The sequence below is a fragment of the Mycobacterium sp. NGS45 genome (assembly GCF_059812645.1).
Genome location: NZ_JCALDB010000005.1, coordinates 188918 through 215857 on the forward strand (window position 1 = coordinate 188918; position 26940 = coordinate 215857).

Sequence of the window (26940 nt, forward strand, 5' to 3'; positions counted from 1 at the left end):
TTTCTCACCAATCGCGGTGCGGACGAACAGCATTGGACAGGTCACGGGCGGCCATCAAGGTAACACGATCCAGCTTCTTGAGTCGGGCTTGCTCTGCTACCCGAGCGAGCACCCTCCGTAGCGCCTCACCGTCTTCCAAGACGTCGCTGGCGGCATCCATCGGTGCGTCGGGTCGGTGCGGGTCGGGCGTTCCTTCAGGTTGCTTCTGCGGTGCAGCGGCTTTCGGGACTTCGATCACGCGAATAGGCTCCCCGAAGCGCTCCGCCGCCATGCGGGCCGCCGATGCGTCCCGACGACAGGTATCCGTGCAATACAGCCGGCGGCGGCCACGCCGGGGCGAAGCTTCCTCATCAAGCATCACCGCATCGCAGCGAACACACCGAGTCGGATCGTAAGCACCATTCCCGCTCGCCCCGCACGCAGTCCTCTCGACACCGTCGGAAGTCGGATCAACGCCCACGTCAGCCTCCGCGACTTCGGTATCACCGGATTTCGACCGTGCGGCCCTCGAACGTATTGGCCCGGGTCCACCCTTGCCTTCGGCCCGCGCCCGACGTAGCTCGGACTGGATATCGCGGACATCGACACCGACAAGCTCAGCGACCTGCGCAACGGTCAGTCCACGGCCACGCATCTGCCCGACCAACGCCAACAGACTACAAAAGTGACCTGCCCGACGCTTTACCGCATCGGCGCGGATATTTTCCGCCGCCTGGTCGAAGCGCCGACGTTCCCACGTATCGACAGCGCCGACTCGGTGCAGCGCTGCGCGGATAGACTCGGCGTCAGCCGCATTGACGAGATCACGCCGGGCCCTATCCTCGTTCTTCTTGCGCTGTCGTTCGACCGCTCGAAGTCTCGCCTTCAGCGTCTCGTTCGCACCCATTCCTGCAACCTACGAACCAACGGACGGAATAGTCCACCACCACAGCCACATTGGCGATCCGTTTAGACCCTTGGAATAGAGACGTGTTCGTAGACAAGCTCGAGAAGTCGCGAAGCCACACCACATCTGTGCCGAACGCACCTGCGATTCGTCGACCTGATCCTCACGGCCATCGAGGTCGCCAATCGTGATCAGGCGAGCTAGTTCAATTCCGAAAAGGACATCACGCAGCGGATCTCGTCGATCGAGACGTCCTCCCCAAGCGCAGCGGCCGAGGCAATGAAGTCGAGATCAGCACCGTGATCGTGCGCCAGCTTGACCGCAGTTCCGTAGTCGATCAGCGATTGCATGAGCCTCCCGACAGCGGCAGTAACTTCCTCGTCGTTCGCCACACGCGGAGCCCCCGAGCGATGCCCGTCGTCCCACACGTCATCCCACACGTCGGCAGTAGACAGGACAGTCGCCTGCCGCATACGGCCTATCGCGCTCACCAGGGCGACTCGCTCCATCACCACACGTCTGGAACTCATCAACTCCCCTGCCGCCTCAAGCGCTGTCGCCCTTTTCGCTTTCTTCGACCTCTTCGCCATGGCCGAACACTAGGTTCACGGCGAACCTCCGGGCCACCACCTCAGCCACATTCGACATGTACCAATTTCCGCATGCCCGCACGGGCCGTCCTCAAGTACCGAACCTCGAACCGCCAGATACCGCAACGGGTCTACTCGCTCACGCAATCAGTCGCGTCCACCTCCGTCCTCCCAACAGACCACATTGGCCGCCACCTCGCGCCCACACACCTCTTGCATTCTGGGCGGTGATCCGCTGATTTTCGACGGACGAAATTCGTTCTCCGGTTCACGCGGCCCAGGTGACTGGCGCGAATTCATGTACCGCTCGGACCCGATGTGGATAGAGGCCGTGGTTCAGCACCGAGATTCGTACACCATGGCGCACCATGCGCATCGAGAGTCGTCGGGCAGTCGAAATCCCTCTGCGAGCACGTCAACGGCACAACCTGCCACACGAAGTCGGCGTACCGGCGCTGTTGAACCCGGCGCCTCCTCATTTCTCGGTCACGACACTTACGGCGGGGACGTCCTGAGCTGTCTACGGGCGGATCCTCCGCCGATATGGTTGATGTCCCGGCTACTACTCAGGGATCAAATCTTTCCGCGGTCGAACGTACTTCGCATCCGGCTCTAGCCTGCGATCGGAGTTGGGTTAAACGGCTCCACCTTGAGCATTTGAGGGATGCTGTGGTTGCCGACAGAGCCGCCCCGTGCCGGTATCAGGTGACTATCTGCCTAGACGGACGGCGCGGCCCGTCTGACCGCCGCGTGGTTCTGGGCTTCGCCTGGTCGCCACCGTAATCCCTGGTCTCACAGTGGGCGGCGAGGAAATCGTCGACGATGTTCGCGCAGTCCTTGTGGGTTACGGTGCGAATCCCGGTCATGCGTGCGAAGGCCAGCGGGCCGACGAGTTGGCACAGCGCCAATTCAAGGTCGAAGTCGTCGAGTTCGGCTCGAGCTTTATCGTCCTTGAGGAGCGCATCGAACGGTTGTCGGTACTGGTCGACGACTCGGGCCCGCAGAGCCCCGGATGCGTGGCGATCCTCGGTCTCGTCTTTGGCACCGGTCGGCCCGAGTGAGAGCCATGCCAGGGTGGTGACGTGCAGCGGGGCGTCGTTGAACAGGGCGGCTTGGCGGCTGAGCAGCTCAATGAGTTGATCGCGCAGGGAACCGCTGGTCGGTGCCGGTGTGGTCACCTGCGGCAGCAGCCGCTCAAACGTCGCGGCAAGCAGATGCGACGAGCTCTGAAAATGCCGATAAAGGGTGGTACGGGCAACCTTGGATGCTTTGGTGACAGCATCGATGGTGACGGCCTCGACGCCTCCGGTGCTCAGAAGCGTTGCGGCAGCGTCTAATAACCGGTTGCGTGACCGTATCCGCCGCGGGTCGATGTCGTCATCATCGTGCAGGGATGGCTGACTGCTGTCGCTCACGGGGTCACCTCGGCGGTCGATTTCAGGCGATGTCGCGCACAGCAGTCTAGCAGTTGTGGTACCAAGAGTATCGCAGCGAAACTAGATGTACCGGGAGTGTCCTCGTGCCAGATAGTGCAGTGCCGTCGGAACGGCTACCTTCGCACACCCCGACGTGCATGGGGTGCGGCCCGGCCAACCCACATGGCCTGCATTTGGAGGTCCACCGCAGTGCGGATTCGGTGTATGCCGATGTCACGTTCGACGAGCGTCACATTGGAGCCCCGGGCTTGGCGCATGGTGGGGCGGTGGCCGCTGCCTGCGATGACGTGCTGGGCTTTACGTTGTGGATCGCCGGAACCCCGGCGGTGACGCGCACTCTGACGGTGGAGTACCTGCAGCCAGTGCCGTTGCATCAGCCCCACCGGATCACCGCGCACATCAGCGCCCGTGAGGGGCGGGCGCTGCATATTGCGGCGACCGGGACCTGTGAGGGGGTCACCCGGTTCACTGCGAGCGCAGTGTTCGTTGTGGTCGACACCGCGCATTTCGCCGCTCACGGCGATGTCAGCGGTTTCGGTGAGATCTTCGAGCAGTTCTCGCGCCGCAGCGGCGTCAACGGCCAAACGCCGTGACTGTCGCCAGCGCTCGGGTGAGCAGCAATCCCGCGCAGAATCAGGCCAGTCCGGCTTCCGACCAGGCCCACGCAGCTGAGGTGCCGCGTTCGCGTGCCTCGGCGCGTCGCCGCGAAGCGATCATGGATGCCGCGCTGACTGTTGCTGCCACGGGCGGTTACGAAGCGGTCCACATGCGGACAGTGGCCGAGCGAGTCGGTATCGCCGTGGGCACGCTGTACCGGTACTACCCGGCGAAGACCCACCTGCTGGTGGCGGCGTTGACCCGAGAATTTCAGCGCCTTGATGTCTCCGGCGACTGGGCAAGCGGTGCCGGCACACCGCAACAGCGATTGGATCGACTGACCGCCCATCTACACGACCGGTGGCAGCGCGACCCGCTGCTGACCGACGCCATGACCCGGGCCTTCGCCGTTGCCGACACCCGCGCCGCCGCGGAGCTCGACCGCGCCGCCGCAACGATCGAAATCCTGCTGGCCCGCACCCTCGGAGGTGGCGAGCCGACACCGGCAGATCTGTGTGTCGCCGGCGTTATCTCCGACATCTGGCTGGCCAACCTCGTTGCCTTCATCAGTGGGCGCGTGTCGGCAGCCGATACCCGCGATCGCATCGACCGGGCCACCCGCAGAGTCATCGACAGGGCGGCCCCGAGCACAACCGCACCGTAACGCTACTTCTGGTATCGCAGCGATACCTGTCGTACTCTTCAGGTACGGCTCAACGATGCGTCGAAGGAGAAGGCCATGTACACCCAATGGATTGAAGACTGTGTCGTGCAACGTGTCTCTGTGCGCGACGGCTTGGTGTTGGACCTTGACGACTACAACGAGGTCGTGATCTCGCGCCCCTTGCTGCTCACCCTGCCTGCGGCCGGCCGCTTTCCCACCGAGGCGGTACTCATCAACCCCTTGCGGATCTCGGTGCATGAGCGCCCGCTGCTCAATCTGGCCGGCGCTGTGTGCACCCAGGCCTGGTCTGGTGACGACGGAGGTCTGCATCTGGCCTTCTCCCGCGGGCACCGCATCGACGTCGATCCCGACGAGCAGGTCACCGCATGGGAGCTGTACGGAAAGCGACATGGATACATGGCTTGCCTACCTCAGGGGCGAGTCCGTGTGGTCCGGCACGACATCCCCGACGACGACGACGCCAACATCGTGAACCGACGATAGGCCCGCTCCAGCTGGCGCCGACCAACTGCGAACCACTTCGCTACATGCTGTAGCGTAGCGATACTGATAGTATCGTCGACCAGGGGAGGTTCGGTGACCGACCGCACGACAGGCTCCTCGACAGCACCTGCAGCCCCAACTCGCCGGCGTGACAGCCCTTCCGCCGATCCCGCACACAGCCGCGAGTACAGCGCCCGGCTGGCAGCGCTGGGCCGATTCACAGTGCGGCACAAAGCATTAACCATCGGGGTGTGGATCGGCGCCGCCATCATCCTGGCGCTGCTGTTCCCGCAGCTGGAGACGGTGGTGCGGCAGCAGTCGGTGGATCTGATACCGCGCGACGCCCCGTCCCTGCAGACGGTGGAGCGGATGAGCACGGCCTTCGGCGAGCAAGGGTCGAAAACCGTGCTGATTGTGGCCATGGAAGATCCTGCCGGGCTGACCCCTGCGGCCCAGCAGCGCTACGACCGCCTTCTGGAGCGGCTGCGCGCTGACAGTGAGCACGTGTTGCTGGTGCAGGATCTGCTGGCCGATCCGGTCACGAAAACCCAAGCCGTCAGCGCCGACGGCAAATCGTGGTATCTGCCGGTCGGAGTGACCGGCACGCTGGGTGACCCCACGGCCGCCGAGTCAGTCAAGGCGGTGCGTGACATCACCGCCGAGGTGTTCAGCGACTCCACCACCACCGCGCACGTCACCGGACCGCCGGCGACGTTCAGCGACATGATCGCCTCCGCCGAGCACGATCTGCTGTTGATCTCGATCGCCACCGCCGGCATGATCGCCCTGATCCTGCTGATCGTCTACCGGTCGGTGTTCACCGCACTGTTGCCGCTGCTGGTCATCGGACTGAGCCTGGCCGTCGGGCGCGGCGTACTGTCCGCGCTCGGCGAGATGGGTATGCCGGTGTCCCAATTCACCGTCGCGTTCATGACCGCGATCCTGCTCGGCGCCGGCACCGACTACACCGTGTTCCTGATCAGCCGCTACCACGAGCAGCGCCGCGCACAGGTGCCGGCGGATCAGGCCATCATCCACGCCACCGCCAGCATCGGCCGCGTAATCCTGGCCTCAGCAGCCACTGTCGCACTCGCCTTCCTGGCGATGGTGTTCGCCCGCTTGAGTGTGTTCGCCGCCCTGGGCCCGGCGTGCGCCATCGCCGTTCTCTTCGGTTTCCTGGCCACAGTCACCCTGCTGCCACCAGTGCTGGCGCTGGCAGCTAAACGTGGCATCGGTGAACCCAAATCCGATCGCACCCGTCGCTACTGGAACAGTGTCGCCGTGGCGGTGGTGCGCCGCCCGGTGCCGCTGCTGATCGTCAGCCTCGTCATCCTGCTCGCACTGTCCGCGGTAGCCGTGACCATCAAAATCAGCTACGACGACCGCAAAGGCCAACCTGCCACCACCGCCAGCAACCAGGGCTATCAGCTGCTGGACCGCCACTTCCGAAAAGACGTCGTCATCACCGAATTCCTCGTCGTCGAGAGCCCCACCGACATGCGCACCGGCAAGGGACTGGCCGACCTCGACGAAATGGCGTCCCGCGTCTCCCAGGTTCCCGGTGTCACCAAAGTCTCCGGTGTCACCCGCCCCACCGGGGAACGCCTCGATCAAGCGCAACTGGCCTGGCAAAACGGTCAAATCGGAGACAAGATGGCCGGCGCAGTCGCCGACGGCAACGCCCGCCGAGACGACCTCACCAAACTCACCGACGGCGCCGATCAACTCGCCGGCGGACTGGCCCAACTCGACACCACCGTGCGCACCGCCCTAGCCCCCCTGGCGGGAATCCTCACTCAAGCCCAATCCGCCGGCACTCAGGTCAACCAGTTCCGACCACTGCTGCAACAACTGTCAGCGACCGCCCCTGCGGTCGATCAGGCCATCCAATCCGGCCCAGGACTACGCCCCCTGGCCGACCAGGCACAACACGCGATCACCACTTTGGAGCCGCTCGTGGGTGCCCTCAACACCTCGCCGTGGTGTGCCACCACACCCCAATGCGCCCAGATCCGCGACCAAGTACAGATCCTGATCACACTGCGCAACAGCGGATTCTTCAACCAGATCGCCGACCTCGGCGACCGCTATGACCCCGCCAGCAATGCCACCGTCGCCGGAACACTCACCACCGTCCAGAACGCCGTCACCTCACTCGACAAGGCCTTCGGGGCCCTCGGAAACCCCGCTGACCTGGCCGGCAACCTGCGCCGCCTACAAGACGGGATCGGCCAACTCGCCTCCGGCGCCCAAGCGTTGGCCACCGGTGTGCGCACCCTGGCCGACAGCAACATCGACATGCTCTCCGGGATGAGCCAGATCGCCACCCAGCTACAAAACTCCGCACGCGCGGCCCAGGACTCCGACTCATCAAGCGGTTTCTACCTGCCCGCCAACGCCTTCGAGAACCGCCAATTCACCGACGTCGCCAAGCAATTCCTCTCACCCGACGGCAAAACAGCACGGTTCATGATCGAAACCAGCCACGACCCCTACAGCGTCGAAGCCATGGACCTCGCCAACCGCATCACCAACACCGCCAACACCGCACGGCCCAACACCTCGCTTTCTGACGCCACCGTCTCTGTCGCCGGCTTCCCAGCCGTCAATTCCGACATCCAACGGCTCCTGTGGGCAGACTTCGCCCAACTGGCCCTCGCCACCACCATCATTGTCGGCATCATCCTGGTGCTGCTGCTACGCGCACTACTGGCACCGATCTATCTTCTCGGCACCGTCCTGCTCAACTACCTCGCCTCGATCGGATTCGGCGTCCTGGTATTCCAATTGATCCTCGGCCACGAAATCGCCTGGCCCGTGCCTCTGTTGGCATTCATCATCCTCGTCGCCGTCGGCGCCGACTACAACATGCTGCTCGTTTCCCGGCTGCGCGAAGAATCCGGAAGTAACATCCGCGTCGGAGTCCTACGCACCGTCGCCAACACCGGCGCCGTCATCACCTCCGCCGGCCTCATCTTCGCCGCCAGCATGTTCGGCCTCATGGTCGGCTCAGTGGCCATCATGATCCAAGCCGGCCTCATCATCGGATTCGGACTACTGCTCGACACCTTCCTCGTACGCACCCTCACCGTGCCCGCCATCGCCACACTCCTACGCGAAGCCAGCTGGTGGCCCACCAAACCAAACACCAGCACAACCTGAACACCGCTTCGCGCCGTCGCCCATACGCGGGAAGTCAACAGGCATACGAATCAAAAAGGTGGCGACCGGCTGCCAACCAAACCCGTCAGCGTGGAATTCGCCCCGCCCGAATATGACCCCTACGCCAGTACAGCAGGCCGCTTATCGACGGACGATATTGCGTCCACACCCAATCGGGCACTGCGCAAGACACTGTTCTGCGAGGATTGCGAGGGCAATCAGCGGCATCGGTCCTTGCATTTAGAAGGTGCTCGTGGCCGGCGTCGTTGTAAGGGCGGTGCCGCGGAGTTCGTTATCGCAAGGGTCGCCCGCAGACATGAGCGGTGCAGCGATGCGATGGGTGGCGTCTGAGTCCTGGAAATTCGGGATTGACGGAAATGTTGACGAAACCGTCCGCCAGCAGCTGCTGTTTAACCGATACGCGGCGATGACCGCACAGCCGGGCGACTGAGTCCGAGTCGGACACCGAGGTTGACCACTGATACATCGGCACCTGGAAACTTGGCTCTGTTCACAGACGCAGATATCCACTGCCGAGGCAGCGTCGCTCCGGCGACAGCGATGTCAGTGCGGAGCTGTCGGCCATCAGTGAGACGATCACGATTGCGCCAGACATGCGCCAGGGTTTGGACCCCGCGGCGATACCCCGCCGGAGGCTGAACTCCGCCTATAGGCTTAGGCGCTCGACTGAGGTAGGGGGACACCATGGCACTGACCACCTCGCTGGCGGGTCGAGTCCGGAACACAAGCCTGCCCAAGAGTCACGCCCTGCTACCGCTCCTTGAGGCGATAGTGAACAGCATCCAGTCGATCGACGCACGGCCCAAAGACCCAAACCGTCCAGGGCGGGTCGACGTGAAGGTGCACCGCGACGCCCAGGCGGAGTTTGACTTCGGCGCCGCGGGTCCCGGTCGTGCTCCCATGAAGCCGATCGTCGGATTCACCGTGAAGGACGACGGCGTGGGATTCACGTCGGCGAACCTCTCCTCGTTCGAGACCCTGGACAGCGACTATAAGTCAGACCTCGGCTGCCGTGGCGTGGGACGGCTCCTCTGGCTCAAAGCATTCGACAGGGTATCGGTGCGCAGCACGTACGAGGACGAAACCGGCACACTCCGGGGTCGCCAGTTCAGGTTCTCGATCGACCGCGAGGTTGAGGACGACGGCGATACGGACGGGTTCACACAGCCCGGAGCTGAAGTGCACCTCGATGGGTTCAAGAAGACGTTTCAGCAGTACGCGCCGAAGGGTGTCGATGCCATTGCGCGTGAGGTGCTCGAACACTGCATCTGGTACTTCCTCCGGCCCGGAGGCGCGCCCGTGGTGGTGGTCGCGGACGACGACGAGGCGGTGTCCCTGGCCGACCTGATGGACGAGTTCGTGGACTCAAAGATGTCGTCGTCAACAATCGAGGTCGAGGGGCAACGGTTCGACATGCTGAACCTGCGCCTCAAGCCTTCCGCGCGCACCTCCGTCCCTCGCCTCCACTGGTGCGCGGCGAGCCGTGTCGTCATCGAAGAGAACTTGAACGGGAAGGTCCCAGGGCTTCATGGCAGGCTCAAGGACGGGGAGTCCGGTGAGTTCGTCTACGCGTGTTACCTGACGTCGGGCTACCTCGACGAACGCGTTCGGTCCGACCGGACGGCGTTCGATATCGCCGACCGTATTGAGGGCGACCAGCTCGGCGACGACCTCGCGCTGGACGACATCCGGGCTGCCGTGCTCCAGGAAATCGGGAACATGCTGAAGGAGCCGCTTGATTCAGCCCGCACACAAGGCAAGCAGCGGGTCCACGACTTCGTGAGCACACGCGCCCCGCGGTACCGGCCGGTGCTGGCCAGGATCGAGGAGCGCGGCATTACGGTCGACCCCTCGGTGAAGGATCAGGACCTCGAGCTCCAGCTCCATGGGCATCTACAGAAGATCGAGGCGGAAGCGTTCGTGCAGGGCCAGCAGATCTCCGCAGAGGCCGATTCCGAGCCGGCGGAGGATTACGCGGAACGTCTTGCTGCGTACCTCAGCACCGTCAGCGAGATCAATCAATCTGACCTGGCCGCATACGTGTCACGCCGCCGGACGGTACTGGATCTACTCGCGCGTCTGATCCGGGCGGACACGGACGGGAAATACAGCCGCGAAGACGCAATCCATTCACTGATCATCCCGATGCGAACGGAGTCCAACGACATCGCCACCGACGCGTCCAACCTGTGGATCATCGACGAGCGACTTGCCTTCCACGACTACCTCGCCTCTGATAAGACGCTCAAGAGCATGCCGATCACTGGGGACGAGTCCACCAAAGAGCCCGACATCCTCGCGACGCGGCTCGTCGACTCACCTGTACTCGCAGCTGAAGGAGAGAGACTGCCCCTGCCGTCGATCGTTGTGGTCGAGATCAAGCGCCCCATGCGCAAGGACGCCACCGAGGACAAGAACCCGATACAGCAGTGCCTCGACTACGTGAAGAGGGTTCGCGCCGGTGGTGTACTAACGGCGACCGGGAGGCCGATCCCGCCGACTCAGGACCCGCCGGCGTTCTGCTACATCGTCGCGGACCTGACGGACAAGATGATCGAGCGGTGCGAGGTCTCCAACCTGCGGCCGACCCATGACGGCCTCGGATACTTCGGCTTCAACGACAACGCCAAGGCCTACATCGAAGTCATGAGCTTCGACGGGCTGGTCAATGCGGCGACCGAGCGGAACCGCGCCTTCTTCGACAAGCTGGGCCTACCCTCGAGTTGACGACCCTGTAGCCCACGGTCGGGCGGCACCAGCTCTCACAGGCCATCTCCAACGATCCGTCAAACAGACGGATTCGGATGTGTCGTCGGACTCCAAGGACGGCGACACACCATCGCGTCGGTTAACTGGCCGCCGCGAACTTCTCTTGGCGGGCGTTCAGTTGGCGTCGAGTGCGGCATGGGCGCGTTGAAAAGACGGCTCGGGGGATTAGGTGGGCACTCACGCGAACTCGATCGAACCGCAACTAAACATCACCGCGGCATCGAAATCATTGATCCGGCCAATCATTGCTCGGGGTACCGGGACGCGAGCTCCTCAGCCCACTTCCAGGCGTAGCTCTTGTTCTTGCGGAAGCGAACCTTGTTGGCTACCTTTGGTATCCGCGAGATCAACTCCGAGGCTTCAAGATCCCTGATCGGGTCTTGAATGCTGCTCAGATACTCAAATCCCAGTTCGTCAGCGAGCTCGGAGAGGGCGAATTCTTTCCCGCCGCGGGCAATTCCCACCATCACCGACAGACGATGGGCCTGGCCGAACAACACGCGCGACAACTGCCGCAATTCGTTGCTTTCAGCCAGTGACACGGTTAGATCGTAACTGCAGCAATAACTACGCGTGACGCGTAACGCGTAGTAACTTTGAGCGCATGGACCAGCCGCTTCTGACCCCGAATGCGGTCGTACTGGTTGCGGTCGACGCCCTGCGGCGACACGCCGAACAGGTCGGCGCTGAATTACGCCGAGATTCATGGATTCGTCAAGCACTCATCGAGGAAGTGCTGCAGGCGCTTCCCTCCGGCCTTGCTCAACGGGCGTTACGCCGGTTAAAGCCTGACAGTCGCGGGGTAACCGAATCAGCCGCCGATGCCGTCTTCGACGACTTGACGCTGAACGGCTGGCTCGTCCCGAGAGGCGTGAGCCCTCAAGCAACGTGGGAAATCGACAGGAGCCGGCGGGATGAAATCGATGGATTGTCGGCGGCGCTCACCGAGTCAGAGCGGCGAGCAGTGGAGCGAGCAGCTCAGCGGACGATGGCCCTATCTGTCGCCTGGTCGAACAAGCTACGGGCACGGGATGAATCAAGAGCTTCGACATCGAGGTCGGCCAAGCCATAGCGGCGCCATCCATTGCCGCTGTTGATCTGCGTCGATAGACGGAATCCGCCCTTGCGTCGCTGAACGGCCTCAACGCGGACGCGGCGGCCGCGGTGGTGGCGGAACGGCGCTTCCCATCGAAGCGTGTCGGTCTCCGCCCAGTCGATGACACGGGCTCTAGACAGGGCATTGTCCATCTCGCTTGCAGTCTGAAAGCGTTGGCCGGGAACAGAATGCAAGGACTTGTTCAGGATTCGACGCAGTGATCGCGATGCCCAGATGGGGTGGCTACGCTCGGCCATCGACAGCGGAGAGACGCCTCGCAGCAGACGACGCACGACGTCAGACTTAGGGTACGCGTCATAGTCGAATCCGCCTTTGAGCAGCTCGAGCAGCACGAGCCCCATCGGATACAAGTCGCTTGCCCGGGTAAGAATGCCTGTTCCGACCAGTTCGGGCGGGCTGTACAGGGTGGGGATGTCCAGTGCCGGGGTGCGCCCGTCCTCGCCGATGCGGCCTGCGCAACCCAAGTCTCCTACCCTGGCGAGGAATTCGTCCTCGGTCAACAGGATGTTGGGGCTCTTTATGTCGCGGTGCAGGATGCCATGCACCTCGTGGAGGTGTCCCAACCCGCGCAATGCGGCTTGCACGATGCGTACTGTTTCCGTAGGGCCGAATCGCTCGCCGCGGATGAACGCGTCGGTCAGGCTGCCCCGTTTGTAGTACGGGGTGACGATCTCGATCACCCGCATCGGTTGCGGAAAGCCGTCTACAACCGGCGCAGCGAGGATCGGCACCACGTGGTCGTGCCGAATCTGTCGCAGGATTGCTGGCTCCGGCAGCACGTCATCGAGATTTGAGAGGTCGACCCGCTTTCCGACCTGCTCGCACTGCAGATTCTCATCCCACCAGACGCGCACCGGGTTGGAGCCTTCGGGCAGCGTCTGCAGGCACTCGAAGGCCAAACGGAGTGGACGGGAACGCTCGAGGCTCGGGATGTTGGGTTCACTCGGCATCTGAGCAGGCGCCGTCACGTCGTGCCTCCGACCAATGTGTAGGCAGCGGCATACGCCTCAGCCAATCCTGTCGTCCAGAACCTCGGCCGTTGGTCGAAGCCCAGCACGGCGAAGTTGAATGTGCCGAGCGACTTCGGTGGGCAACTGACCGCCGTTCCAATCGTCTCCGTGGTCAGGGTTTCATAGCCGACATTCAGCTCAGCGGCCGCGAACATGACCGCGCAGATCGCTGTTACCCGGGCGTAGACCTGGTTGTACTGCAGATTCCTGAACGCGCGCGTATGGACGAGCCCCACCGCATCTACCCGTGCGGCCTGGAGTTCCTGTTCCACCCGCTTGGCGAGGTCGCGGAGACTCTGCGCTTCGGGCAAGTCTGCAGGCGTCAGCTTAGGAGTCGTAACGGGCACTGGCGTCGCCGGTCCTTCATCGGAGCGTTCCACGACGGCCAGCAGCAGCGTCCCTGCCTCGACGTTGAACCCCGCAGCCCGCACAGATCTATTGTCCATGCCGTCAACCGCTCCGTGGTGCCGACTGGCTAACGAAATGCCACCGTGTTCTGGTCACCGCTCGAGCGAGTAGATGCTGACACGCCACCCCGGCGGGCGCGATCATTCATCGGAAATTTTGATCACTGTCGCGGTAGACGCGACCGCCCTTACTACTAGGAGTCCGGCTTGAGCGGATTGCTTCGACGTGTACGTACGTCTCGCACGTGACGTGCACCTCACACTGCGGGCTCAGAGGATGAAGTGGGACTGCTTGTCCGACTTCTCCTGATCACCAAAGCGTCGGCCATTGTCGATCAACTCCATTCGCTGTGGTCCGCAGTCAGTCCGCAGTTGATTCGCATGCCGTCCGTGACACCCAACCCAACCAACACCGCTGACCTGCAGTTCCTCACGCTGCCCAACGACGTCAACTCAATCAAACTCGCTGGTGTCGTGGTTCGGGACGAAGAGGTCGTGGGTTCGAATCCCGCCACCCCGACATTGCAAGTAAGGCCCTGACCTAGGGAAACCTGGGTCGGGGCCTGCTTGCGTCAGGGCCGCGTCATGCCGCGGCCGCGCTCAGCGGCGGCGCCGCGCGGCGGCGTCGCAGTGGGCAATTGGGCACCCGGGAACAGATGAACGTCACGACTGCGGCGAGTCCGGTGAGCACCGCGGCGGCGATACCGACGCCGGCGTGGATTTCCTGGCCGAGGATGACCGAGGACATCACCAGGACGAACCAGCCGAAGCCCTGCCGGAGCCCGTCGGGGTCGATCATCGTGGTGAGTCGGGCTCCCAGGAAGGCGCCCAGCACTGCCGCGGCAGTCACGGCCCCGGCCAGCTCCCAGTCGATTTGGATGCTGGACAGATACCCGCCCAGCCCGGCGAACGACTTCATCGCGATCACGATCAGCGAGGTACCGACCGCCACCGGCATCGGTAGCCCGCCGAGCAACACCAGCGCCGGCACCACCAAGAAGCCGCCGCCGGCGCCGACCAGACCGGTGACCAGTCCGACCACCGCACCTTCGGCGAGGATCTTCGGCACCGGCAGGCGGTGGCCGTCGACCTGGCCGCCGATGTCCTTGCGGCTGCGCAGCATCGCGACCGCAGTGCCGACCATCATGACCGCGAAGCCGATCAGCAGGACCGGACCGGGGATGAACCGGGCCAGCAGCCCACCGGCATAGGCGCCGACCATCCCGGCCGCACCGAAGATCAGTCCGGTGCGCCATTGCACCCGACCGGCGCGAGCGTGCGAAGCCGCGCCGACAGCGCTGGTGGCACCGACTACCAGCAGCGAAGTGGCGATCGCCTGTTTGGCCTCCATCCCGGCCACGTAGGCCAGCAGTGGCACGGTCAGAATCGACCCGCCGCCGCCGAGCAAGCCCAGCGCGACGCCGACCAAGACGGCCAACACGATGGTCAACGCTGGGGTCATGTCGGGTTCCTCTCACCGGGCTCGAGGGGTTGTCGCCCGGTCTCGGCTCATACCCTTGGGGGTATCTACCGTTTCATGGTATACATACCCCTAGGGGTATAAGCAAGCGAGTCTCCTCCGGCATCCGCGAAAGGACCGTCATCATGAAATTCATCCAGTACTACCTGGACTGCCTGTCGCACGCGTCCTATCTCATCGCCGACGAAAAGACCGGCCGCGCAGTGGTTGTCGATCCGCAGCGGGACGTGGCCGAGTACTTGGCCGACGCCGAGGAACACGGCTACACCATCGAGCTGGTCATCGAGACGCACTTCCACGCCGACTTCCTGTCCGGTCACCTGGAACTGGCCCAGGCCACCGGCGCCAAGATCGTCTACTCCTCGGTCGCCGAGACCGAGTTCGAGTCGATGGGCGTGGCCGATGGTGAACGCCATTCGCTGGGCGAGGTCACCCTGGAGTTCCGGCACACCCCGGGCCACACCCCCGAATCACTGAGCGTCGTGGTCTACGAATATCCCGACGACGAGGTGCCGTACGGGGTGCTGACCGGAGATGCGCTGTTCATCGGTGACGTCGGCCGCCCGGATCTGCTGGCTTCGATCGGGTTCACCCGAGAAGAGCTGGCCGACAAGCTGTATGACTCGCTGCACGACAAGCTGATGACCCTGCCCGACGCCACCCGGGTGTATCCGGCGCACGGTGCCGGTTCGGCCTGCGGCAAGAACCTGTCCACCGAGCTGTGGTCCACGATCGGCGAACAGAAGCAGACCAACTACGCGCTGCGGGCACCCGACAAGGCCACGTTCCTGAACCTGGTCACCGAGGGGCAGCCGCCCGCGCCGAGCTACTTCGGGTACGACGCGATCCTCAACCGCAAGGACCGCGCGCTGCTCGACGAAGCCCGGCCACCGGCCGCGCTGACTTATCAGCAGGTCCGCCAAGCGGTGCAGTCCGGCGCCGTCCTGATCGACGGCCGCAACCCCGAGGAGTTCGCGCAGGGCCACCTGCGGGGTGCCATCAACATCGGTTTGGCAGGTCGGTACGCCGAGTTCGCCGGATCGGTGGTGCCCACCGACGTCGACATCGTGCTGTTCACCGCGCCCGGTCAGGAACTGGAGGCCAAGACCCGACTGGCCCGGATCGGCTTCGACCGGGTGATCGGCCATCTGGATCGGCCGATCCAGGCGTTGCTCGAGCATCCCGAGGATGTGCAGGTCGCCTCCCGGCTCACCGCCCAGGCCTTCGATCAGCGCGCCGCCGAACTGGCCGAACTGCAGGTGGTCGACGTGCGCAATCCCGGCGAGGTCGCCGAAGGAGCCATCCCGGGCGCCGTTTCGATCCCGGTGGGCCAGCTGCCCGCCCGGCTGAGCGAACTGGACCAGGACCAGCGCACGGTCGTGTACTGCGCCGGCGGCTACCGGTCCTCAGCAGCGGCAAGTCTGCTGCGTCGGCGCGGCTCCGGCGACGTCAGCGACATCCTCGGTGGCTATGGCGCCTGGGTGGAATCCCGCCAGAACGCTTGACGGACGGGTCTGCGGGGTGATCCCGGCTTGGCACCGAACTCCGAGACCGACTGGCTGATAGCTGCTTTCTGCGGCGGTACGATCCGAACATGTCGTTGGGGGCGGGCCAATCATTTGCGGGATACACCGTCGTGCGGCAACTCGGAGTTGGCGGCATGGGCGAGGTGTACCTGGCTCAGCACCCACGGCTGCCTCGCCAGGTAGCGCTGAAACTGCTGCGCGCCGACATTTCGGCGGACCCGGCATTCCGCAAGCGTTTCCTGCGAGAAGCCGATCTGGCCTCGAACCTATGGCATCCGCACGTAGTCGGCGTGCTCGACCGCGGCGAGCACGACGGGCAACTCTGGATTTCGATGGACTACGTCGACGGCGAGGACGCCGCCAGCCTGCTGCGCCGCCGGTTTCCCAGCGGCATGCCGTTGGATCTGGTGACCGCGACCGTCACGGCGGTGGCCTCCGCGCTGGACTACGCGCACAAGCGCGGCCTGCTGCACCGCGACGTCAAACCGGCCAACATCATGCTCACCTCAATCGATGATCCGAGCGAGCGTCGAATCATGCTGACCGACTTCGGGATTGCTCGCACCCTGGATGACAAGTCCGGGTTGACCTCGACCAACATGACATTGGGCACCGTCGACTTCGCGGCCCCTGAGCAGCTGACCGGCGCACCGCTGGATGGTCGCGCGGACCAGTACGCGTTGGCGGCGATGGCCTACCAACTGCTCAGCGGCGCGCCGCCGTTTCAGGATTCCAATCCGGCAGTGGTGATCGGTCGGCATCTGAGCGCGCCGCCGCCGCGGCTGTCGAGCGTTCGGCCCGATCTCGCCGAACTCGACCACGTTCTGGCCAAGGGGCTGGCCAAGGAACCGGCGCAGCGCTACGCGACCTGCACCGAATTCGCCAAGGCGCTGGCCCATCCCGTCGAACATCGTTCGACGGCCGCCACCCAGCAGGTGTCGGCGCCCGTGCAGAACTACCCGCCGACCGGCCCGACGGCGCTCAGAGGACCCACCAGTGGACCGCTGGCGTCGACCCCCGGGATGGCGCCCGGCTGGTACCCGGACCCCGGCGGTCAACCAGGCAACCGCTACTGGGACGGGCATGCCTGGCAGTCCGCACCGATTCCCACCTCCCCGCCCGCGCCCCTGGCCATGCCGACCGCCGGTCCGCAGCGGTCCGGCTCGCCGGTGTTGATTCTCTCGATCATCGGTGCCATCGCAGCCTTGGCGTTGATCGGGGTGCTGGTGTTCGTGTTCAGCCAAAAGGACCCGGAAACCACGGCACAGAACGGCACCACCACCGACGCCTCCACCACCGACGTCTCGGAGGATCCGCCCACCACCACCGAAACCCAGCAGCGCGGACTGACGCCCGGGCTCTACCGCGTCACCGAATCATGGGGAACGAACGGGCAATCCGCGGAGTACACCTGGCGCGTGGATACCTGCGGAACCGACTGCATCACGATCACCGACACCACCTACGGCACGCTGGGCGAAGCCCGCGTGGTCGGTACCCAGTACGAGATGCGTCGGATGATCCCCGGCTATGTCCGATGCGACGCTGACGGCTCCGAACACGACGCAAACACGCGCTACGTCTTCAATCTCGACGGCAGCGATGGCGCCATCCTGCTGGATCAGGCCAATCCTTGCGGTGCCGGACCGTTCCGCCCCACCACGTTCGTCGTCGAACCGAAGTGACCGTTCCTGGACCCAGGCTTTCCGGCTTCCGCTACCGGCTCTCCTGACATGCGCCGGCGGTCGGATCTGGATCGCCGAGACCGACCCGTTCTACCTGTGGCAACGACCACCGCGGAGAGAAAAGACGAGCGCCCCGGCTTGCCGCAAGGGGGGGAATGGCAGCAAGGCCGAGGCGTTCGAAACCGACCCGGGGGAAGGTCGTACCGGAAGCTTGACAGACAAAGATAAGAAGAACCTGAGTTTGGCCTGAATGCCAACTTTGGACGGCCACCGGCCGGCCGCTAGGGTCGGCACACGATGAACACCCACCCCAGCTGGATTGCCCAACTGCTGCAATATGAGCGCGACGGCGACGTGTTCACCATGCCGCAGCCGCGCTCCGGGCCCGGAGAACGCCTGTTCGGCGGCCTGATCGCCGCGCAGGCCCTGTGGACGGCCGGCGCCACCGTCGACCGCGCAAAGCATGCACAGTCACTGCACCTGTACTTCGTGCGCGGCGGGGTCTACAGCACCGATGTGCACTACGCCGTCGAACGCACCCGCGACGGCAGGTCCTTCGACACCCGACGCGTCACCGCAACCCAGCACGGCCAGGTCATCTTGGAAATGATCGCCAGTTTTCACCTGCCGGAGACGGGTGCCGACACGCACCCATCGGCGCCGGACCTGGCCGGACTCGCGGAGTCGGTGGTCAAGGAGCCGAGCATCGAGTTCGCCGACCGGTTCGAGTTGCGGGCCATGCCCGACGACGACTCGGTGTTCGCCGTCCCACCGTTTTGGATCCGGACCCGCACCCCGATCGAAGACGACCCGCTGATCCGGGCCTGCACGTTGGCGTTCATGTCCGACTTCGGTCCGGTACCGATCGCCTGCCCGCCCGGGGTGCCACTCACCCCGGATGCCGGCTTCGCTGCCAGCCTGGACCACTCGGTGTGGTTCCACCGGCCGTTCGACCCGCACCAGTGGCATTGCTACGACGTGCGCAACCGCAACAACAGCGACTCCCGCGGCCTGGTGGCCGGCTCGCTCTACGACACCGCAGGCCGATTGATCGCCAGCACCTCCCAGGAAGCGCTGTGGCGGCTGTGAGTCCGGCTGCTACAGCCGGTCCTTGACGAACCCGGAGATCCGGGCGCCGTCGGCCTTACCGGCGGCGATCGCGGTGGCCACCTTCATCACCTGACCCATGTGCCGGCGGTTGGGACGCTCCCCGATCTGCTCGGCCACCTGTGCGATCGCGGTGTTGACCACGTTGGCCAACTCGTCGTCGGACAGCGGGGTCGGGAGGTAGTCGTCGATCACCCGAGCCTCGGCGCGCTCGTTGGCGGCCAGCTCACCGCGCCCGTTGGTGACGTAGATCTGCGCGGCCTCACCGCGCTTCTTGGACTCCCGCGCCAATACCTTGAGCACCTCGTCGTCGGAGAGCTCGCGCGCCGAGGTCCCGGCGACCTCCTCGGACTGGACCGCCGCCAGCACCATCCGCAGGGTCGCGGTGCGCAGTTTGTCGCGGGCCTTCATCGCCTCGGTCAGATCCGCGCGCAAACGTTCCTTGAGCTCAGCCATAGCGACCGACGCTACGCGGCCGGGCTGCGCGACGGTAGCCGATTGGCGGGCTGCCGGGCCGGTTGGTGCGGGCCGGCTCGGCGTCATTTGCCACACTGGTCGGCAACGATGGTTGTGTAGGTGCGACGACAGGAGGCCCGGCCGGTGAGCACGCCCACCCAGCGCCTCCAGCCGGGAATCATCAGTCTGCGTCCGTTGACGCTCGGCGACGTGTTCAACGGCGCGGTCGCGGCGATCCGGGCCAACCCGTGGGCCACCCTCGGACTGACCACCGCGGTGGTGTTGATCGCGCAGACCATCTCGCTGCTGCTGCAGGTCGGGCTGCTGTCCGGGCTCGGTGAACTGGCCGCGCTGCGCGGGGACACCGAATTCCCGGTGGCCTACTTCGGTTCGGTGCTGCTGGGCGCCGCGATCGACGCGCTGACCACGCTGGTGCTGGCCGGGCTGCTGACCATCGTGATCGCCCGCGCGGTCTTCGGTGTCGGCACCTCGATCGCCGAGGCCTGGTCGGCGGCGCGCCCCCGGATTCCGGCCTTACTGGGTGTGGGCCTGCTACTGGCCGGCGGAGTGCTGCTGTTCCTGCTCGCCACCGGCCTGCTGGTCGCGGTCGCCGACGCGGTCGCCGGCCCGGTGGCGGCGGGTGTGGTCGCGTTGCTGCTCGGACTGCCGCTGATCCTCGGACTGGTCTGGCTCTGGGTTCAGGTGATGTTCGCCTCGGTCGCGGTGGTGCTGGAACGCCGCGGGGTGCTCGGTGCCATCACCCGGTCGTTCGCCCTGGTGCGCGGCGACTTCTGGCGACTGCTCGGGTTCCGGCTGGTGACCTGGCTGGTGATCACCCTGGTGGGCACGGCTGTGGCGTTTCCGTTCCTCATCGGCGGGACGTTGGCGATGAACGTCGGTGGCGGCTCCACCGCGGCGATCCTGGTCGGCGCCGCGCTGGCCAGCATCGGTGGGGTGATCGGCCAGATCATCACGGTGCCGTTCGGCGCCGCGGTGATCGTCTTGTTGTACACCGACCGACGGATGCGGGCCGAGGCCTTCGACCTGTTCCTGCTCACCGACCCCGATGCCGCTGCCGCCGTGACCTCCCCCGACGACCTGTGGTTGATCGGGCGCTGAGGAGCGATGGCCGTGCCCTTCGTCGACGTCGACCGCGACACCGCCCACGACGCTGCCCAGCGCGAGTTGGCCAAGCCGATCTACCCGCGCGGGTCGATCAGCCAGCAGATCCAGGAGTGGTTCCAGAACCTGCTGGACCGCGTCGCCGTCACCGCGGCCGAGATTCCCGGCGGGCTGCTGACCATCCTGGTGCTGACACTGCTGGTGGGTGCGGCGGTCGTGCTCGCGGTGCGGCTGGCCCGCCACGCGATGCGTACCGAGCGGGGTGCCGCGATCGGTGCACTGGGCCACCATGAGCTCAGCGCCGCCGACCATCGTGCTGCCGCCGTCGCCAGCGCCGGCACCGGTGACTGGTCGGCCGCGATCCGGCACCGGCTGCGCGCGGTCGCTCGACAGCTCGAGCAGACCGGGGTGCTGGCCGCGGTGCCGGGACGCACCGCCACCGAGTTGGCCCGGGCCGGCGGCGCGGCGCTGCCCCCGCTAACCGGCCAATTCCAGTCTGCGGCAACCATCTTCAACGACGTGACCTACGGCGAGCGGCCCGGCACCGAATCCGGGTACGCCGCGATCGTCGCACTCGACGATCGGCTCCAGACGTCGGCGCCGACGCCGACCACCGTCGGCGCACCGGTTTCGGCCGGACCGGACTGGGCGGAGCTGCGATGACGTCGACGGCGACGGCCACCGGTACCGCCGGCTCGCGGCAGCGTGCCCGGCGCGGCGTGAGGTGGCGCTGGATTGCCTTGGCACTGTTGTTGATCGGTGTGGTCGGCGGGGTGACGGCGTGGCTGACCGCGCCCCGCGACGGTGGCCTGCTGGACCCCGAATCGACCGCGGCCGACGGCGCCCACGCCCTGCTGGCGCTGCTGCGCGATCAAGGCGTCGACGTCGCGATTGCGCACACCGCCGAGCAGGCGTTGCAGCTGGCCGACGCCGACTCCCTGTTGGTGATCGGCCAAACCTTTCACCTGTTCGATGAGGACGCGCTGGCCGCCTTGGCGCAGGCTCCCGGCGACCGGTTGATCATCGCGCCCGCCGCGCGCACCCTCGACGCACTGGCCCCCGAACTCAGTTCCGGCACGGCCGGCACTTTCGGCGGCGAACCCGATTGTGCGCTGCCCGAAGCGAATCGAGCCGGCCGGGTGCAGTTCCGGCTGACCGGCACCTACGAGTCCGATGCGGCGGGACTGCAGAGTTGCTACGACGGTGCACTGGTGCGCTACCGCACCGACGACCGCACCATCACGGTGGTGAGTACCTCGTCGTTCCTGACCAACTCGACCCTGCTGCATGAGGGCAACGCCGCGCTGGCGATGAACCTGGCCGGCGCCCAGCCCCGCCTGGTCTGGTACGCGCCGCAGCGCGCCGAGGCCGCGCGCGACGGCGGCGCCAGCCCGACCGATCTGCTGCCGCCGCAGGTCGGTTGGCTGGTCGCGCAGCTGTGCCTGGTGGTGGTACTGCTCGCGATCTGGCAGGGTCGGCGGCTGGGTCCGCTGGTGGCAGAACGACTTCCGGTGGTGGTGCGGGCTTCGGAGACGGTTGAGGGCCGGGGCCGGTTGTACCGGTCCCGACGGGCCCGGGACCGCGCCGCGGAGGCGCTGCGCGCTGCCGCACTGCACCGACTACTGCCCCGGCTGGGTCTGGGCGCGGGGGCTGCGCCGGCCACCGTGGTGGCCGTGGTCGCGGCCCGGCACCGGGGTGCACCGGACCCAAACATCGTGCAGCACATCCTGTTCGGACCCGCTCCGGCAACCGACGACGACCTGGTTCAACTCGCCCACGCACTCGACGACATCGAAAGGCAGGTCACCCACCCGTGACGCAGCCCCCGCAAACCTCTGCCAATCCGACCGCCGACGCGGACCGGGCCCGCACCGCGCTGATGAATCTGCGCGCCGAGATCGGCAAGGCCGTGGTCGGTCAGGACGCCGTCGTCAGCGGCCTGGTCATCGCCCTGCTGTGCCGCGGCCACGTACTGCTCGAAGGCGTTCCCGGCGTGGCCAAGACGCTGCTGGTGCGGGCACTGGCCGCCGCACTGCAACTGGACTTCAAACGGGTCCAGTTCACCCCCGATCTGATGCCCGGTGACGTCACCGGCTCGCTGGTGTACGACGCCCGCACCGCGGCGTTCGTGTTCCGGGAGGGGCCGGTGTTCACCAACTTGATGCTGGCCGACGAGATCAACCGCACCCCACCCAAGACGCAGGCCGCGCTGCTGGAAGCCATGGAGGAACGTCAGGTCAGCGTGGACGGCGAAAGCCGCGCACTGCCAGACCCGTTCATCGTCGCGGCCACCCAGAACCCGATCGAGTACGAAGGCACGTATCAGCTACCCGAAGCGCAGCTGGACCGGTTCCTGTTGAAGCTCACGGTGCCACTGCCGCCGCGTGACCAAGAGGTCGCCATCCTGAGCCGGCACGCACACGGTTTCGATCCCCGCGACCTGTCGATGATCCAGCCGGTGGCCGGCGTGGCCGATCTACGGGCCGGTCGAGAAGCCGTGCGGCAGGTGTTGGTGGCCGACGAGGTACTCGGCTACATCGTCGACATCGCCGGGGCCACCCGGGTTTCGCCGTCGCTGCAGTTGGGCGTCTCACCGCGCGGCGCCACCGCACTGCTGGGCACCGCGCGGTCCTGGGCCTGGCTGTCCGGCCGCAACTACGTCACACCCGACGACGTCAAGGCGATGGTCCGGCCGACGCTGCGGCATCGCATCGCGCTGCGTGCGGAAGCCGAACTCGAAGGCGCCACCCCGGACGGCGTGCTGGACGGAATCCTGTCGGCTGTCCCGGTCCCGCGCTAGTGGTACTCACCGCCCGCGCCGCGCTGCTGGCCCTGGTGGGCCTGCTGCCGATCGCGTTGTCCCCGGGCCCGGCAACGGCTTTCGTGCTGGTGCTGGTGGTGCTGATCGCACTGATCGCGGTCGACGTGGCGTTGGCGGCCAGCCCGCGCGCGCTGCAGCTGACCCGCTCGGGTGACAGCTCGATCCGGCTCGGTCAGGAGGCGCAGGTGACGCTGCACGCGCACAACAGCGGCCGGCGCCGGATGCGCGGCCGGTGCCGCGATGCCTGGCCGCCCAGCGCGCGCGCCACACCTCGGTTCCACCCGGTGAACATCGGTGCGAGCCAACCTGTTTCGCTGACCACCCGGTTGCGGCCCAATCGCCGAGGGGATCAGGAGGCGGCGGTGGTCACGGTCCGCGCCCTCGGCCCGCTCGGCCTCGCGGGCCGGCAGGGTTCGCAACCGGCACCCTGGACGGTTCGGGTGTTGCCGCCGTTCCTGTCCCGCAAGCATCTGCCGTCCCGGCTGGCCAAACTGCGTGAACTCGACGGTCTGGTGCCGGTTTTGATCCGCGGCCAGGGCACCGAGTTCGACTCGCTGCGCGAGTACGTGGTGGGCGACGACGTCCGCTCGATCGACTGGCGCGCCACCGCGCGGCGCGCCGACGTCGTCGTGCGGACCTGGCGGCCCGAGCGCGACCGCCGGGTGGTGATCGTGGTCGACACCGGGCGCACCTCGGCCGGGCGGGTCGGCATCGACCCGACCTCGGCCGACCCCAGCGGTTGGCCCCGGCTGGACTGGGCGCTGGACGCCGCGCTGCTGCTGGCCGCATTGGCCGCGCGCGCCGGCGACCACGTCGATTTCCTGGCCCACGACCGCAGCACCCGGGCCGCGGTGTTCGGCGCGTCGCGCACCGAGTTGCTGGCGCACCTGGTGCAGGCAATGGCACCGCTGCAGCCCGCGCTGATCGAATCCGACGCCGCGGCCACCATCGCCGCGGTGCACCGACGCACCCGCCGCCGCGCGCTGGTGGTGCTGCTGACCGACCTGAACGCCTCCGCACTCGAGGAAGGGCTGCTGCCGGTGCTGCCCGCGCTGACCGGCAAGCATCAGGTGATCCTGGCCGCGGTCGCCGACCCGCGGATCGACGGACTGGCCGCCGGCCGCAGCGATGCGGCCGCGGTGTATGACGCCGCCGCTGCCGAACGCGCCCGCAACGACCGGGCGGCGATCGCCGCCCGGCTGCGTCGCGCCGGGGTCGAGGTGGTCGACGCGCTACCCGAGGAGTTGGCGCCGGCGCTGGCCGACCGGTACCTGGCGATGAAGGCGGCCGGCCGGCTCTGAGCCGGGCCTCAGGAGGTCGGCACGAAATCCGGCGCGTCCTCGACGTCGCCGGTCTCGTCGGCGGCCGCTGCGCGGCGACCGAAATGCACTATGTAGTACAGGAACGCGACCTCGGCGGCCACCCCGATCGCGATCCGCATCCAGGTGGGCAGCGGCGACGGGGTGACCAACGCCTCGATCAAACCGGAGAGCAGCAGCACGACCACCAGCCCGATCGCCACCGCCACCACGGCGCGGCCGCGCTCGGCCAGCACCTGACTGCGTGGCCGATCCCCGGGGGAAATCACCGACCAGCCCAGCCGCATGCCGACCGCGGCGGCCAGGAACACCGCGGTGAGCTCCAGCAGGCCGTGCGGGGTGAGCAGGCCCAGGAAGATGTCGCCCTTGCCGGCGGCGAACATGAAGCCGCCGGAGATCCCGACGTTGGCGGCGTTCTGGAACAGGATGTAAGGGATCGGCAGGCCGAGCAGCACCGCGAAGGCGATGCATTGCGCGGCCACCCAGGAGTTGTTGATCCAGACCCGCAGCGCGAACGAGGCGGCCGGGTTCTCGCTGTAGTACGACGCGAAGTCGTGGTTGACCAGTTGCTCGATCTCGCTGGGGGTTGCGATCGCGGCCTGCACGTCCGGGCTGTGCGCGATCCACGCGCCGATCGCGATGGCGACCACCAGGAACGCCACCGCCGAGCCCAGCCACCAGCGCCAGGCCTGATACGCCACGACCGGGAAGGACACCGTCCAGAACCGGGCGAACTCCCGCCACAGCGGGGCGTGCGCGCTGGTGACCGCCGAGCGGGCCCGCGCCACCAGGGCCGAGAGCCGTCCGGTCAGAACCGCGTCGGAGGACACCGACCGCAGCATCGACAGATGCGTAGAGACCCGTTGATAGAGCTCCACCAGTTCGTCGACTTCGGCGCCGGACAGTTGGTTGCGCCGCTTGACCAGGGATTCGAGGCGCTCCCAGGTCGGCCGATGAGCCAGCACGAACGCGTCGAGATCCACCCCGGGCATTCTAGTAGCGTCGAGGCGTGGTCAGCCCGTCGCTCTCCCTGCAGCCCACCGCACCCGGCGCGGTGGTCACCGGTGATGCGGTGGTGCTCGACGTGCACATCGCGCAACTGCCGGTGCGCGCGGTGTCAGCGCTGATCGACATCCTGGTGATGATGATCGCCTACATCATCGGGATTCTGCTGTGGGCGCTCACGCTGACGCAGTTCGATCCGGCGTTCTCGGCCGCGGTGCTGATCATCTTCTCCGTGCTGGTGCTGGTCGGCTATCCGATGATCTTCGAAACCGCCACGCGGGGAAGAACTCTGGGCAAGATGGCGATGGGTCTGCGGGTGGTCTCCGACGACGGCAGCCCGGAGCGGTTCCGCCAGGCCTTGTTTCGGGCGTTGGCCTCGGTGATCGAGATCTGGACGTTGTCCGGTTCCCCCGCGGTGCTGTGCAGCCTGATCTCGCCGCGCGGCAAGCGGATCGGTGACGTGTTCGCGGGCACGATCGTGATCAGTGAGCGCGGTCCGCGGCTGGCACCACCCCCGACCATGCCGCCGACACTGGCCTGGTGGGCGAGTTCGCTGCAACTGTCGGCACTGACTCCGGACCTGGCCGAGATCTCGCGCCAGTTCTTGTCCCGGGCCAGTCAAATGCGTCCGGCGGTGCGCGATCAGCTGGCCGCCCGGATCTACCGCGAGGTGGCCACGCGCATCTCGCCGCCACCGCCGCCCGGGGCGCCACCGCAGTTGGTGCTGGCCGCCGTGCTGGCCGAACGACACCGTCGCGAACTCGCGCGCCTGCACCGCCAACTCGGCTCGCAGAGCCCGAGCCCGACGCCGCCGTCGACCTGGGCGTCGACCCCGCCCGCCCCGGCAAACCCGCAGCTCAACACCGGATTCACCCCACCCGCCTGATCTTGTGATTTCGGTGCGCGCAGGGGCGCTGAGCGCCCCTTAGCGCACCGAAATCGCAAGAATTCGTTGCGTCTCGATAGTTTCCGATATATCGTCAACGTATCGGGGCGTGTTCACACCGCCCCATACATCGCCTATCGAGGAGAAACCCATGAACGACTTCTGTCCCCCACCCCCCGGCCCCTTTTCCCGCGGTTCGGGCTTCGGTTTCGGATTCGGGCCCGACTGTGGCCCGCGCGAGCACCGGCCCCCGCATGACCGCGGCGACCACGGCCACCGTCGGCGCGGTGGACCGGGCAATCCGGCCGGCGGGTTCGGCCCGCCACGGCTGGGTTTTTTGGCCGGCATCCCCGCCATGGAGCTCGGAGCC

At 66.3% G+C, this 26940-nt stretch carries 24 protein-coding genes and 1 pseudogene; 16 read left to right on the forward strand and 9 right to left on the reverse strand.

The genetic code is table 11. The features are described from left to right. Positions 1 to 4: 4 nt before the first annotated feature. From AC5Y3P_RS07025 to AC5Y3P_RS07035, 3 genes are all read right to left on the reverse strand, one after another. Positions 5 to 886, reverse strand: a complete 882-nt coding sequence (locus tag AC5Y3P_RS07025; protein WP_500045167.1) for a hypothetical protein — start codon at positions 884 to 886, stop codon at positions 5 to 7. 200 nt (positions 887 to 1086) lie between these two features. After that, complete coding sequence (locus AC5Y3P_RS07030) at positions 1087 to 1476, reverse strand: hypothetical protein (RefSeq protein ID WP_283610861.1); 390 nt, start codon at positions 1474 to 1476, stop codon at positions 1087 to 1089. Between the two features lie 701 nt (positions 1477 to 2177). After that, positions 2178 to 2891 (reverse strand): TetR/AcrR family transcriptional regulator, encoded by a 714-nt coding sequence (locus AC5Y3P_RS07035; protein WP_500045168.1) that lies wholly within the window; start codon positions 2889 to 2891, stop codon positions 2178 to 2180. 104 nt (positions 2892 to 2995) lie between these two features. Between AC5Y3P_RS07035 and AC5Y3P_RS07040 the strand changes: the two genes are divergently transcribed. The 5 genes from AC5Y3P_RS07040 to AC5Y3P_RS07060 all read left to right on the forward strand — a co-directional run bounded on the left by AC5Y3P_RS07040 (position 2996) and on the right by AC5Y3P_RS07060 (position 10587). After that, a complete protein-coding gene (locus tag AC5Y3P_RS07040; RefSeq protein ID WP_059161836.1) occupies positions 2996 to 3505 on the forward strand; it encodes a PaaI family thioesterase in 510 nt (169 codons plus the stop codon). Next, positions 3502 to 4173, forward strand: coding sequence for a TetR/AcrR family transcriptional regulator (locus AC5Y3P_RS07045; RefSeq protein WP_059161835.1), 672 nt, complete (start codon positions 3502 to 3504; stop codon positions 4171 to 4173). The genes AC5Y3P_RS07040 and AC5Y3P_RS07045 overlap by 4 nt, the downstream gene beginning before the upstream one ends. 75 nt (positions 4174 to 4248) lie before the next feature. After that, positions 4249 to 4677 carry a DUF6188 family protein gene (locus tag AC5Y3P_RS07050; protein ID WP_011562217.1) on the forward strand — a complete coding sequence of 143 codons (429 nt, stop codon included), beginning with the start codon at positions 4249 to 4251 and terminating at the stop codon, positions 4675 to 4677. Positions 4678 to 4770: 93 nt separating this feature from the next. Beyond that, complete coding sequence (locus AC5Y3P_RS07055) at positions 4771 to 7839, forward strand: MMPL/RND family transporter (RefSeq protein WP_094288134.1); 3069 nt, start codon at positions 4771 to 4773, stop codon at positions 7837 to 7839. A gap of 705 nt (positions 7840 to 8544) precedes the next feature. Further along, complete coding sequence (locus tag AC5Y3P_RS07060) at positions 8545 to 10587, forward strand: ATP-binding protein (RefSeq protein ID WP_011562219.1); 2043 nt, start codon at positions 8545 to 8547, stop codon at positions 10585 to 10587. A 284-nt stretch (positions 10588 to 10871) separates the two neighbouring features. Here AC5Y3P_RS07060 and AC5Y3P_RS07065 read toward each other — a convergent pair whose 3' ends face one another. From AC5Y3P_RS07065 to AC5Y3P_RS07075, 3 genes are all read right to left on the reverse strand, one after another. Continuing rightward, entirely contained in the window at positions 10872 to 11171 is a 300-nt protein-coding gene (locus tag AC5Y3P_RS07065; RefSeq protein WP_011768395.1) for a hypothetical protein, read from the reverse strand. A 436-nt stretch (positions 11172 to 11607) separates the two neighbouring features. Next, positions 11608 to 12714, reverse strand: a complete 1107-nt coding sequence (locus AC5Y3P_RS07070; RefSeq protein WP_011562221.1) for a protein kinase domain-containing protein — start codon at positions 12712 to 12714, stop codon at positions 11608 to 11610. Continuing rightward, positions 12711 to 13202 (reverse strand): hypothetical protein, encoded by a 492-nt coding sequence (locus tag AC5Y3P_RS07075; RefSeq protein ID WP_011562222.1) that lies wholly within the window; start codon positions 13200 to 13202, stop codon positions 12711 to 12713. The genes AC5Y3P_RS07070 and AC5Y3P_RS07075 overlap by 4 nt, the downstream gene beginning before the upstream one ends. Positions 13203 to 13445: 243 nt before the next feature. Between AC5Y3P_RS07075 and AC5Y3P_RS07080 the strand changes: the two genes are divergently transcribed. Continuing rightward, positions 13446 to 13703 (forward strand): hypothetical protein, encoded by a 258-nt coding sequence (locus AC5Y3P_RS07080; protein WP_500045169.1) that lies wholly within the window; start codon positions 13446 to 13448, stop codon positions 13701 to 13703. A 43-nt stretch (positions 13704 to 13746) separates the two neighbouring features. On the opposite strand, the gene AC5Y3P_RS07085 is transcribed toward AC5Y3P_RS07080, so the two are convergent. Then, complete coding sequence (locus AC5Y3P_RS07085; protein ID WP_500045171.1) at positions 13747 to 14625, reverse strand: sulfite exporter TauE/SafE family protein; 879 nt, start codon at positions 14623 to 14625, stop codon at positions 13747 to 13749. Positions 14626 to 14768: 143 nt separating this feature from the next. Here AC5Y3P_RS07085 and AC5Y3P_RS07090 point away from each other — a divergent pair, with 143 nt between their 5' ends. The 3 genes from AC5Y3P_RS07090 (at position 14769) to AC5Y3P_RS07100 (ending at position 18943) form a co-directional block, all read left to right on the forward strand. Beyond that, positions 14769 to 16148, forward strand: coding sequence for an MBL fold metallo-hydrolase (locus AC5Y3P_RS07090; RefSeq protein ID WP_500045172.1), 1380 nt, complete (start codon positions 14769 to 14771; stop codon positions 16146 to 16148). Between the two features lie 89 nt (positions 16149 to 16237). Continuing rightward, on the forward strand, positions 16238 to 17854 hold the full coding sequence (locus tag AC5Y3P_RS07095) for a protein kinase domain-containing protein (RefSeq protein WP_500045173.1): 1617 nt from the start codon (positions 16238 to 16240) through the stop codon (positions 17852 to 17854). Positions 17855 to 18151: 297 nt separating this feature from the next. Next, the gene (locus AC5Y3P_RS07100) at positions 18152 to 18943 is read left to right on the forward strand and encodes an acyl-CoA thioesterase (RefSeq protein ID WP_500045174.1); all 792 of its coding nucleotides are present in this window, start codon (positions 18152 to 18154) and stop codon (positions 18941 to 18943) included. 9 nt (positions 18944 to 18952) lie between these two features. On the opposite strand, the gene AC5Y3P_RS07105 is transcribed toward AC5Y3P_RS07100, so the two are convergent. Further along, positions 18953 to 19417, reverse strand: a complete 465-nt coding sequence (locus tag AC5Y3P_RS07105; protein WP_500045175.1) for a GatB/YqeY domain-containing protein — start codon at positions 19415 to 19417, stop codon at positions 18953 to 18955. 144 nt (positions 19418 to 19561) lie between these two features. Between AC5Y3P_RS07105 and AC5Y3P_RS07110 the strand changes: the two genes are divergently transcribed. The 5 genes from AC5Y3P_RS07110 to AC5Y3P_RS07130 all read left to right on the forward strand — a co-directional run bounded on the left by AC5Y3P_RS07110 (position 19562) and on the right by AC5Y3P_RS07130 (position 24661). Beyond that, positions 19562 to 20536 carry a DUF7847 domain-containing protein gene (locus AC5Y3P_RS07110; RefSeq protein ID WP_500045176.1) on the forward strand — a complete coding sequence of 325 codons (975 nt, stop codon included), beginning with the start codon at positions 19562 to 19564 and terminating at the stop codon, positions 20534 to 20536. A 12-nt stretch (positions 20537 to 20548) separates the two neighbouring features. Next, the gene (locus AC5Y3P_RS07115; protein ID WP_500045194.1) at positions 20549 to 21202 is read left to right on the forward strand and encodes a DUF4129 domain-containing protein; all 654 of its coding nucleotides are present in this window, start codon (positions 20549 to 20551) and stop codon (positions 21200 to 21202) included. Beyond that, positions 21199 to 22356 (forward strand): DUF4350 domain-containing protein, encoded by a 1158-nt coding sequence (locus AC5Y3P_RS07120; RefSeq protein ID WP_500045177.1) that lies wholly within the window; start codon positions 21199 to 21201, stop codon positions 22354 to 22356. The genes AC5Y3P_RS07115 and AC5Y3P_RS07120 overlap by 4 nt, the downstream gene beginning before the upstream one ends. 62 nt (positions 22357 to 22418) lie before the next feature. Further along, positions 22419 to 23339: an AAA family ATPase gene (locus AC5Y3P_RS07125; RefSeq protein WP_500045195.1), complete on the forward strand. Its 921-nt coding sequence runs from the start codon at positions 22419 to 22421 to the stop codon at positions 23337 to 23339. After that, positions 23339 to 24661, forward strand: a complete 1323-nt coding sequence (locus AC5Y3P_RS07130; RefSeq protein WP_500045178.1) for a DUF58 domain-containing protein — start codon at positions 23339 to 23341, stop codon at positions 24659 to 24661. Before AC5Y3P_RS07125 ends, AC5Y3P_RS07130 begins: the two co-directional genes overlap by 1 nt. An 8-nt stretch (positions 24662 to 24669) precedes the next feature. Here AC5Y3P_RS07130 and AC5Y3P_RS07135 read toward each other — a convergent pair whose 3' ends face one another. Continuing rightward, complete coding sequence (locus AC5Y3P_RS07135; RefSeq protein ID WP_500045179.1) at positions 24670 to 25662, reverse strand: stage II sporulation protein M; 993 nt, start codon at positions 25660 to 25662, stop codon at positions 24670 to 24672. A 26-nt stretch (positions 25663 to 25688) separates the two neighbouring features. Here AC5Y3P_RS07135 and AC5Y3P_RS07140 point away from each other — a divergent pair, with 26 nt between their 5' ends. After that, positions 25689 to 26570, forward strand: a complete 882-nt coding sequence (locus tag AC5Y3P_RS07140; RefSeq protein WP_500045180.1) for an RDD family protein — start codon at positions 25689 to 25691, stop codon at positions 26568 to 26570. Positions 26571 to 26721: 151 nt separating this feature from the next. Beyond that, positions 26722 to 26940, forward strand: a pseudogene (locus AC5Y3P_RS07145) (hypothetical protein); the annotation flags it as partial.

Bases quoted from the DNA above. Each gene is read 5' to 3' on its own strand.
- AC5Y3P_RS07030 (WP_283610861.1), bottom strand. From the start codon at position 1,476: ATGGCGAAGAGGTCGAAGAAAGCGAAAAGGGCGACAGCGCTTGAGGCG.
- AC5Y3P_RS07050 (WP_011562217.1), top strand. From the start codon at position 4,249: ATGTACACCCAATGGATTGAAGACTGTGTCGTGCAACGTGTCTCTGTG.
- AC5Y3P_RS07125 (WP_500045195.1), top strand. From the start codon at position 22,419: ATGAATCTGCGCGCCGAGATCGGCAAGGCCGTGGTCGGTCAGGACGCC.
- AC5Y3P_RS07060 (WP_011562219.1), top strand. From the start codon at position 8,545: ATGGCACTGACCACCTCGCTGGCGGGTCGAGTCCGGAACACAAGCCTG.
- AC5Y3P_RS07120 (WP_500045177.1), top strand. From the start codon at position 21,199: ATGACGTCGACGGCGACGGCCACCGGTACCGCCGGCTCGCGGCAGCGT.
- AC5Y3P_RS07105 (WP_500045175.1), bottom strand. From the start codon at position 19,417: ATGGCTGAGCTCAAGGAACGTTTGCGCGCGGATCTGACCGAGGCGATG.
- AC5Y3P_RS07100 (WP_500045174.1), top strand. From the start codon at position 18,152: ATGAACACCCACCCCAGCTGGATTGCCCAACTGCTGCAATATGAGCGC.
- AC5Y3P_RS07075 (WP_011562222.1), bottom strand. From the start codon at position 13,202: ATGGACAATAGATCTGTGCGGGCTGCGGGGTTCAACGTCGAGGCAGGG.
- AC5Y3P_RS07085 (WP_500045171.1), bottom strand. From the start codon at position 14,625: ATGACCCCAGCGTTGACCATCGTGTTGGCCGTCTTGGTCGGCGTCGCG.
- AC5Y3P_RS07095 (WP_500045173.1), top strand. From the start codon at position 16,238: ATGTCGTTGGGGGCGGGCCAATCATTTGCGGGATACACCGTCGTGCGG.
- AC5Y3P_RS07025 (WP_500045167.1), bottom strand. From the start codon at position 886: ATGGGTGCGAACGAGACGCTGAAGGCGAGACTTCGAGCGGTCGAACGA.
- AC5Y3P_RS07090 (WP_500045172.1), top strand. From the start codon at position 14,769: ATGAAATTCATCCAGTACTACCTGGACTGCCTGTCGCACGCGTCCTAT.